Annotated in this window: 8 protein-coding genes; 4 read left to right on the forward strand and 4 right to left on the reverse strand. The window is 46.4% G+C overall.

The annotated features are described in order from the left end of the window. Nucleotides 1–162: 162 nt before the first annotated feature. Nucleotides 163–1,125 carry a polysaccharide deacetylase family protein gene (locus ACEW9O_RS06810; protein ID WP_373549391.1) on the forward strand — a complete coding sequence of 321 codons (963 nt, stop codon included), beginning with the start codon at nucleotides 163–165 and terminating at the stop codon, nucleotides 1,123–1,125. Between the two features lie 72 nt (nucleotides 1,126–1,197). On the opposite strand, the gene ACEW9O_RS06815 is transcribed toward ACEW9O_RS06810, so the two are convergent. The 4 genes from ACEW9O_RS06815 to ACEW9O_RS06830 all read right to left on the reverse strand — a co-directional run bounded on the left by ACEW9O_RS06815 (nucleotide 1,198) and on the right by ACEW9O_RS06830 (nucleotide 6,150). Further along, nucleotides 1,198–3,516, reverse strand: a complete 2,319-nt coding sequence (locus ACEW9O_RS06815; protein WP_373549392.1) for a polyribonucleotide nucleotidyltransferase — start codon at nucleotides 3,514–3,516, stop codon at nucleotides 1,198–1,200. 234 nt (nucleotides 3,517–3,750) lie between these two features. Next, nucleotides 3,751–4,026: a 30S ribosomal protein S15 gene (gene rpsO, locus ACEW9O_RS06820; protein WP_373549393.1), complete on the reverse strand. Its 276-nt coding sequence runs from the start codon at nucleotides 4,024–4,026 to the stop codon at nucleotides 3,751–3,753. Nucleotides 4,027–4,130: 104 nt separating this feature from the next. Next, entirely contained in the window at nucleotides 4,131–5,438 is a 1,308-nt protein-coding gene (locus ACEW9O_RS06825; RefSeq protein WP_373549394.1) for a hypothetical protein, read from the reverse strand. Further along, on the reverse strand, nucleotides 5,431–6,150 hold the full coding sequence (locus tag ACEW9O_RS06830; protein WP_373549395.1) for a class I SAM-dependent methyltransferase: 720 nt from the start codon (nucleotides 6,148–6,150) through the stop codon (nucleotides 5,431–5,433). Before ACEW9O_RS06830 ends, ACEW9O_RS06825 begins: the two co-directional genes overlap by 8 nt. 86 nt (nucleotides 6,151–6,236) lie before the next feature. Here ACEW9O_RS06830 and ACEW9O_RS06835 point away from each other — a divergent pair, with 86 nt between their 5' ends. The 3 genes from ACEW9O_RS06835 to ACEW9O_RS06845 are packed head-to-tail and all read left to right on the forward strand — an operon-like array spanning nucleotide 6,237 to nucleotide 8,523. Next, nucleotides 6,237–6,467, forward strand: a complete 231-nt coding sequence (locus tag ACEW9O_RS06835; protein ID WP_373549396.1) for a hypothetical protein — start codon at nucleotides 6,237–6,239, stop codon at nucleotides 6,465–6,467. Between the two features lie 12 nt (nucleotides 6,468–6,479). Beyond that, on the forward strand, nucleotides 6,480–6,860 hold the full coding sequence (locus ACEW9O_RS06840; protein ID WP_373549397.1) for a type II toxin-antitoxin system VapC family toxin: 381 nt from the start codon (nucleotides 6,480–6,482) through the stop codon (nucleotides 6,858–6,860). 55 nt (nucleotides 6,861–6,915) lie between these two features. Next, nucleotides 6,916–8,523: a WD40/YVTN/BNR-like repeat-containing protein gene (locus ACEW9O_RS06845; RefSeq protein WP_373549398.1), complete on the forward strand. Its 1,608-nt coding sequence runs from the start codon at nucleotides 6,916–6,918 to the stop codon at nucleotides 8,521–8,523. The last annotated feature ends 132 nt before the right edge of the window (nucleotides 8,524–8,655 follow it).

The raw sequence follows: 8,655 nt of genomic DNA on the forward strand, positions 1-8,655 counted from the left end.
GATAATCAACAGCAGTTGATTGATCACAACGTGGCAGCCTTCGACTGTTTTTGGTAGCTCCAACTCAATGTTTTTGATGCCCTAAGATACTTTTTATTTTCATATTTAGCAGCCGCCGAAGGCGGCTGCTAAATAGTTACGCTTCGTTTTAAATAAAAAACAATGCATCCAATCAAGTACAGGCCTGGAATTTTGCTTTTTTTATTGTTTGTTCCTGTTGCTAGCTTGATGATTTCTTTCAAGTCCAAACCTCAACCTGAAAAACAGGACAACAAACCCAAAATCGCTCTCACTTTTGACGACGGCTCCATCAATGACTTTGGCGAATACAAACTGGAAACCTGGAACCAACGCTTGCTGGACAACTTAAGCAAGCACCAACTCAAGGCCATCTTGTTTTCAGCAGGAGCCAATAAGTCTACCGAAAAAGGGAAATATGTATTGAGCTCCTGGAACAATGCCGGGCATTTCATCGCCAACCACACCATGTCTCATGTCAACTTCAACAGCAAAAATACGAGCCTTGAAGCCTTCAAGCTTGAACTAAGCCGAAACGACCTGATCATCAAGAAATACGCCAATTACCTCCCCTATTTCAGATTCCCTTATCTTAAAGAAGGTGATACCAAAGAAAAAGTGGAAGGCTTCCGAGCCTTTATGGGCCAAAAAGGCTACAAAAATGGACACGTTTCTATCGATGCTTCAGATTGGTACATTAGTGGCCGCTTGGCAAAACGGCTGCAAGAAAATCCGAAGGCGGATATTTCGGGCTTTCGCGATTATTACAAAAACCATTTGTTGAATCGAGCCCAATATTATGACTCTCTGGCGCATCAATTGACCAATCGGCGGATTAATCACGTCCTCTTATTGCATCATAACCTGGCTGCATCCTTATTCCTGGATGACCTGATTCAACATTTTAAGGCAAATGGCTGGGAGGTAATCGATGCAGATAAAGCTTATGCAGATAAAATATACAATGGAGTATCAAGCACTATCCCAGCGGGAGAAAGCCTGATTTGGGCTTTAGCCAAACAATCCGGTAGGTTTGAAAAAGTTTTAAGGTATCCGGCAGAAGATGGTGAGTATGAAAAGCTACGGATGGATAAGTTGGGGCTTTAAGCACGTTTAACAAAAAAGCCTTCTGCTCATTACGAACAGAAGGCTTTTCTTATCTATGGTTAAGCTAAATGCTTAATCCCGGTTGTTGCCCCAATTGCCACGGTCGCCGCCGCGATCACCACCGCCACCACGACGATCACCGCCCCGGTCGCCACCGCCACCTCTGCGGTCGCCACCACGGTCACCGCCGCCGCCACGGTATTCACCGCCGCCGCGTCTTTCGCTGCCACCGCCACCGTTGTCGCCGCCACCATTGTCTTCCATTCCTGGAGGTCTAGGCAACAAGGATTTGCGAGACAAGCGCATTTTGCCCGTCTTTTTGTCTACCTCTACAAGTTGGACTTTGATCTCGTCGCCTTCTTTCAGCACATCTTCCACATTGTCGATGCGGGTATGGCTGATTTCGGATACGTGCAAAAGACCACTCTTGCCGTTGAAATCGACAAATACACCGTAAGGCATCACCGACTTCACCACGCCGCGGAACACGTCACCTACGGTTGGGCTGAAGGTAATTCGGTTTACCCATTCGATGGCTTTATCGATGGCATCTTTATTGGCCGAAGCGATGGTCACGTGACCTTTGTCGCCTTTTTCTTCGATGTTGATTTGAGTACCGGTAGTAGCCTGGATTTCCTGGATGACTTTACCACCCGGGCCGATCACTGCACCAATGTAGCTCTTGTCGATGATGATTTCCACGATGCGTGGTGCGTGTGGTTTGTAATCTTCGCGAGGCGCTTCGATGGTTTTTTTCATCTCATTGAGGATGTGCAAACGACCTTCGCGAGCCTGATTGAGGGCGCGAATCAACAGGTCGTAAGGCAGACCATCAATTTTGATGTCCATTTGGCAACCAGTGATTCCGTTTTCGGTACCAGTTACTTTGAAGTCCATATCGCCCAGGGCATCTTCATCGCCCAGGATGTCGCTCAGGATGGCCACGCGGTCACCTTCTTTGATCATCCCCATGGCAATCCCGGATACGGGTGCCGTGATTTTGATCCCGGCATCCATCAGCGCGAGTGTACCCGCACAAACAGTAGCCATGGAAGAAGAACCATTGGATTCCAGGATATCGGATACAATCCGGACAGTGTAAGGCAGATCAGCAGGCATCACTTTGCGCAGTGAGCGCGCCGCCAGGTTGGCGTGGCCTACTTCACGGCGGCCTGGGCCACGGTTGGGTTTCACTTCACCCACGGAATAGCCAGGGAAGTTATAGTGCAGGATGAATTTCTCGTGGTACATCTCTTGCGAGTTGTCGATCATCTGCTCGTCCGTCTTGGTGCCCAAGGTCAGGGAGGTCAAAGCCTGGGTTTCGCCACGGGTAAAGATGGCCGAACCATGAGTAGAAGGCAGATAATCTACTTCTGACCAGATGTGGCGAATTTCGCTGGGCCCACGACCGTCCAAACGAACGCCATCCAGGATGACTTCACGCACGGTTTTTTTCTTCAGTACGTCAAAATAACGTTTGAAGAAGGATTTTTTCTCCGGCCAGGCTTCTTCGCCATAAGCTGCAGACAGCGCAACTTCCGCTTCTTTTTTAACTTCTTCGAACTTTTTCTTGCGGACATTTTTATCCGAAGCACTGCTGGCTACGGCGCGAATTTTGTCTACAACCAGTTCTTTGAGCTTCGCCAACACTTCTTCGTCTTCGGGAAGTGGTGGTACATCACGTTTGATCAGTGCTTTGTCGCCTACCAGTTGGGCCAGGGCGATTTGGGCATGACACTGTACTTTGATTGCTTCGTGGGCAATGCGCAAGGCCTCAATCATGGAGTCTTCGTCCATTTCCTTGGCTTCACCTTCAACCATGGTGATGTCTTGCAAAGTAGCCGCTACGATCAAGTCGATATCGGCAGTTTTTAGTACATCTTTGCCCGGGTTGATGACAAATTCGCCGTTGATGCGGGCAACCCGAACCTCAGAGATGGGGCCCTGGAAGGGAATATCCGATACACTCAGCGCAGCCGAAGCAGCCAGTGCTACAAATGCATCGGGCATTTCGTTTTTCTCTACCGAGATCAAGTTGATCATGATCTGGGTGTCGTTCATGTAGTGGTTGGGGAAGAGCGGGCGAATGGCACGGTCAACCAAACGAGAACACAATATCTCGTAGTCGGAAAGTTTGGTTTCCCGACGGAAGAAGTTGCCTGGAATACGACCTGATGAGGCAAATTTTTCTTGATAGTCCACGGATAGTGGAAAAAAATCTTGTCCAGCGCGGGCTTCTCTGTCTGAGGTCGCTACGGCGAAGATCATGGTATTGCCGCAACGTACCACTACCGAGCCGTCGGCTTGGGTAGCTAACTTACCAGTTTCGATGATCACTTCACGACCATCGGGTAAGTTGAAAGACTTTGTGATTGGAATCTGTTGTCCCATAAATTGAAATCGCTTTTGAATATGTCTTAACCTTCTTGTATCCTATGAGGTTGAAGTGTCGAAGCGTTAAATGCAGGACGGACAAAAAATTGGACAAACATGAGGAGAGAAAGATTGCTTAGCAAAAAAAATTGCTCTTTGACCTCAAAAATCAGTCTGCACAGCACGAATACATACACCTCAAAACAAAGGAAGCGCCCTCGAAAAGAGAACGCTTCCTTGTTCGTTTGGGGATTACTTACGAATACCCAATTGTTCGATCAGTTCGCGGTATTTTACAATATCCCTTTTAGCAAGGTATTGCAACAAACGCTTTCTTTTACCAACGAGCATCAACAAGGTGCGTCGGCAAGCGTGATCTTTTCTGTTTTGATTCAAGTGCTTGGAAAGCTCCTGAATACGATAAGTAAAAAGTGCCACCTGGCCCTCGGTAGAGCCAGTGTTTCCAGCTGCTCCGCCATACTGAGTGAAAAGCTCAGCCTTCTTCTCTTGAGTTAAATAAACTGCCATTGTGTTGAGATTAATACCGTTAGTGATCACAAGAATCAGTTACAGCGCCGCAAAGGTAAGGTTTTTGGAGAAAAGAACAAAAATAAAATAGAGGAAGATTCCTTCTATTTGACGCTGTACCAAAAAGGGATAAAACTTTCGCGTTTTTTGCTCTCTACTTTGTATTCACTTTGGACATGGAGTACATTTTCACCTTCCACAAATAAATTTGCGGGTACAAAAGCCAGAAAGCCATATTCAGTGGCATTCGGATGCTGGTAGGAACGCAATTCCGGGTTGATTTTTTTGCCATTGACCGCTATGTGGAAATACTTTCTGGCCTGTTCTTTGAACCAAATCCGATTTTGATAAACTAGCTTACTTTCGTTTAGAGTAGAATCCACGGGCGGTTTCCCATATTTTTTGTACAAAACCACTTCTTCGCGCATGGGCATTGGTAGGAATAATCTAAGTCCTGCTCCTGAAATCTCTGCACTGGGAATCAGCGGATTTAGAATCAATTGATCCTGCTTCAATTGGTCTTCATAATGCCGAGCATAAAAACGATCCTCGCGATTTGTATTCTTGAAGTAAAAATCCTTATCGGCGTACATAGCATTGCTTTGGGTAAAAACCATAAAAAAAACGGGTAAAATCAGTGTCATGTAAGCCAATACGCGCATTGAGTATTGACCTTTATTAAAATTAGTCGTAAAAATGCTGTTGATGTAATAAACGGGCTGATAAAACACGTGAAACATCAGCCTGCCAATTCTGCGGATCATGAATGGGTAATGAATTTTTTGTACCCAGGCTTTTTCGCGGAGTGGTTTTAGATTGAGCACGCCACCAAAAAGGCTGGGTAAAACAATCAGGCCAAGAATGGAAAAAAATGAGGTTTGAATGCCTATTTTAGGGGACAGCTGATGCAACAAATAAGCAAGTCCTGCTGCTGCCAAAACGATCACAGCAATACTCATGAAAATCATTGCTACTGAAAATGAAAAAGCAAAGATGATGCTACAGGCCTTATCAATTTTCTCATTGTAGGCTCGCAGATCGCCAAAGTCTGCTTTTAGTTGCTGGAGGTAACTTTTGCTGAAGCTTTTGCTTTCTATATTCACACCTTGCGGGTAAGCGGAGGCCAGGCCAATCAGCCCAACCCACAAGGAACGCAACACAAAATGCATGACAAAATTGACCATCAAAATCGTAATGGCCAAAGTCAAGTAGGTGTAGACCAAGTACAAAATCCTCAAAATATCATCGCTAAAATGCAGCAAACTGTAATTGATCAATTGATTCAAGGCCGAGGGCAATTGAAAGGAGCCATAGATCGCCGCCCCGGAAATGATCAATTCAGCCGACCAGCTTTCGGCTTCGAGTCGTTCAAACCAACCTTGGGTGTTTTTTTCTGAGTTTGGGTTATCCATTTTCTTGAGTGCTTTTTCTGAATCGGTACAACAACTGAGTCCGATTTTTTTTGTCGTCTTTTACAATGGTAACTTGGGTTTCAAAAACAAACCCACAGCGTTGAACCAATTTTTTTAACACTTCTGGGCTATACATGGGGTGTTGGCAGCCGGGGTGTAGGTCTTTGGCATGCCGGGGCACCAACTCACTGATGTACAAACGCCCACCTGCATTGAGGCTGCGGTAAATGTCGCGCAACATTTCATCGGGGTGGCTAAATTCGTGAAAAGTTTGGAATAAAATCACTTTATCCATTTGCCCATCGGGCAAACCCGTTTTTTTGACGCTGCCCAAGGAAGTGCTGATGCTGTTGCTGAGCCGCTGGCCTTTCACAATGGAGTAGTAGCGCTGCACATAATTGGCCTGCTGGGCATTGCAACAGGAAGAGTCGATGTCTACGGCATAAAACTGGATGCCTTCGGTGAATAAAGATAGTGCTCCCTCCCAGCGGAGTGCTCCGGCACCAATGTCGGCGACCTTTTCCCCCTTTTTTAAATTCAGCCCTTCTACGTGTTTCATCAACTGCAAATCTGCTTTGGCATCTGCCAAAGAGGTATGCTGATAAAAATAACAGGCATTAAAATCCTTGCCCCCACGTTGGCTTTTCTGGGCACAAAGTAGCGCTGGGAGCAATAAGACTACGATAAGTTGGTAAATCCGGTATGCTGGCATTGATTCGTCGACTGTGTTTGATACCTAAACAAAATAGGTAAAATAGAGATTAAAAAATCAAGTACCTTTATTTAAATTTTTGCTTCATGACAAAAATCGTGATAGAAATCGCCAATTTTCAGGATGCAGTCCTGCTCGCAGAATTCGCAAAAAGGCTAAATGGGGTAGTGCATCTAAGTGACGAGGGAGAGGAGTATGCTGACTTCTCCGCATTTATGTGGCTGGAAGAACTTGCCCAAACAAATCCATTTGCAGAGATTGAAGATGTCGTTGAATGGCAAACCCAACAACGTCAGGACAGAGTGCTCGTACGCTAAAAGTAAAGAATTATGCTTATTGATAGTAACATCGTTATCCTGGCGTCTAAGTTGCAAAACGCAGAGTTGTTGTCAAAGCTAAAACAAGATGAGTCGAATATTAAAGTATCCATAATCACAAAGATTGAAGTATTGGGTTATCATCAGTTGAATCAAGTTCAAAAAAAATTCCTCGAAAATTTTTTTAAAGCAATAACGGTCTTACCTATAAGTGAAAATGTAGCTGAAATAGCGATTCTCATTCGGCAAAAGCGACCTGTTTCAATCGCTGATGCTTTGATCGCAGCTACCGCGGTCGCCTTCGAATTAGAACTCCTTACTGAAAATACTAAAGATTATCGAGGCATCCAAAACTTGGAGTTACTCAACGTTGAAGCGTTCCTAAAAGCTTAAAACCAGTTTAATCGGTATCGTTTTTTAAGTCTTTAATCACTCAAAAGCTATTCGCATGAGAGGTTTTACTCATAAATTTGTTGTTGTTTTAATCTTTTTGGGATTGGTGGACAGAGCTAGTGCTCAAAACTACGTCGACCCCCAACTCCTGACCAACCTGGAATACCGCAGTGTCGGCCCTACCCGTGGAGGCCGGGTTACCAGTGTGACTGGACACCCCAATACTCCTGGCGTGTTTTTTATGGGATCAACGGGTGGAGGTTTGTGGAAAACCATCGATTATGGCCACAACTGGAACAATGTTTCGGATGGCTTTTTTCCCACGCCTTCGATTGGCGCCATTGGCATTGCCCCTTCCAAACCAGACGTCATGTACGTCGGCACGGGTTCGGATGGCCTGCGCAGCAATGTGATCGCCGGTAAAGGGGTATACAAATCCAGCAATGCAGGGCGAACCTGGGAAAAAGTAGGCTTGGAAAAAACTGGGCACATCGGTGCAGTTGAAGTACACCCGACCAATCCCGACATCGCCTTTGTAGCCGCCATCGGCAGTGCCTTTGTACCCAATGTAGATCGCGGTGTTTACCGTACCAAAGACGGCGGAAAGAGTTGGGAAAAAGTCCTTTTCCTGAGTGATACCATCGGTTTTTCCGATCTGGAATTTCATCCCAGCAATCCCCAAATCATCTACGCTGGTGCCTGGCGGGCTCAACGCACCCCTTGGACCATCATCAGTGGCGGCAAAGTGGGTGGTGTGTTCAAATCAGAAGACGGAGGCAGCACCTGGCGTAAAGTTGCCAAAGGTTTGCCCGCCGATTTGATTGGCAAAATTGATTTTGCCGTGTCTCCTGCGGATCCTCAACGGGTGTATGCCCTAATCGAAGCTTTGCCCGGCGGTGGTTTGTATCGTTCCAATGATGCGGGTGAATCCTGGTCTGTCGTTAGCTCGAGCCGTTTCCTGCTCGATCGACCTTTTTATTATTGCAACGTCACCGCCAATCCGTTAAATGCCGACAATGTTTTTGTGAGCGCAACCGGTTTTTGGCGCTCCAACAACGGAGGGCGTACCTGGAATGCGTTCAATACCCCTCACGGAGACGACCACGACCTGTGGATCAATCCCCGGGATACCCTGGAATGGATTGAATCCAACGATGGTGGGGCCAACATCACCCGTGATGGAGGCAAAAACTGGTCTACCCAACTCAATCAACCCACCGCAGAGCTGTATCAGGTGGAAATAGACGATCAGTTTCCATATTGGTTGTATGCGGGCCAACAAGACAATGGCACGGCGATCACTGTACCCAGTTTGCCACCTTACGATTCACCAGTAGGACCCATGGGGTATTATCTGCCCGCCGGAGGTTGTGAAACTGGCCCCGCAGTGCCCAAACCCGGTAATCACAACATCGTTTATTCCAACTGTAAAGGTTGTTTCAGCGTATACGACAAACGCAGTGGGCAAGAACGGAACTACTTTATTGGCGCCACCAATATTTATGGGCACAAACCCAATGACCTCAAATTCCGCTTTCAACGGGTAACACCCATCCACGTTTCACCCAATAACCCCAAAGCAGTGTATTACGGCTCGCAATATTTGCACCGTACGCTGGATGAAGGGGTGACCTGGGAAACCATTTCACCCGACCGGGTGTAATTCAAATTGTCGCACCTCATCATTAAGCTGCGGATTTCCTGAAAATATTAGTGATGAGATCGAATTTTTGGCTGCGTAAAGCGACCCTAAGTTTGATCATCTTATCGCAACCATCATCAGACCAGCGTTGCC

Source organism: Haliscomenobacter sp. (assembly GCF_041740695.1).
Taxonomy (GTDB): Bacteria; Bacteroidota; Bacteroidia; order Chitinophagales; family Saprospiraceae; genus Haliscomenobacter.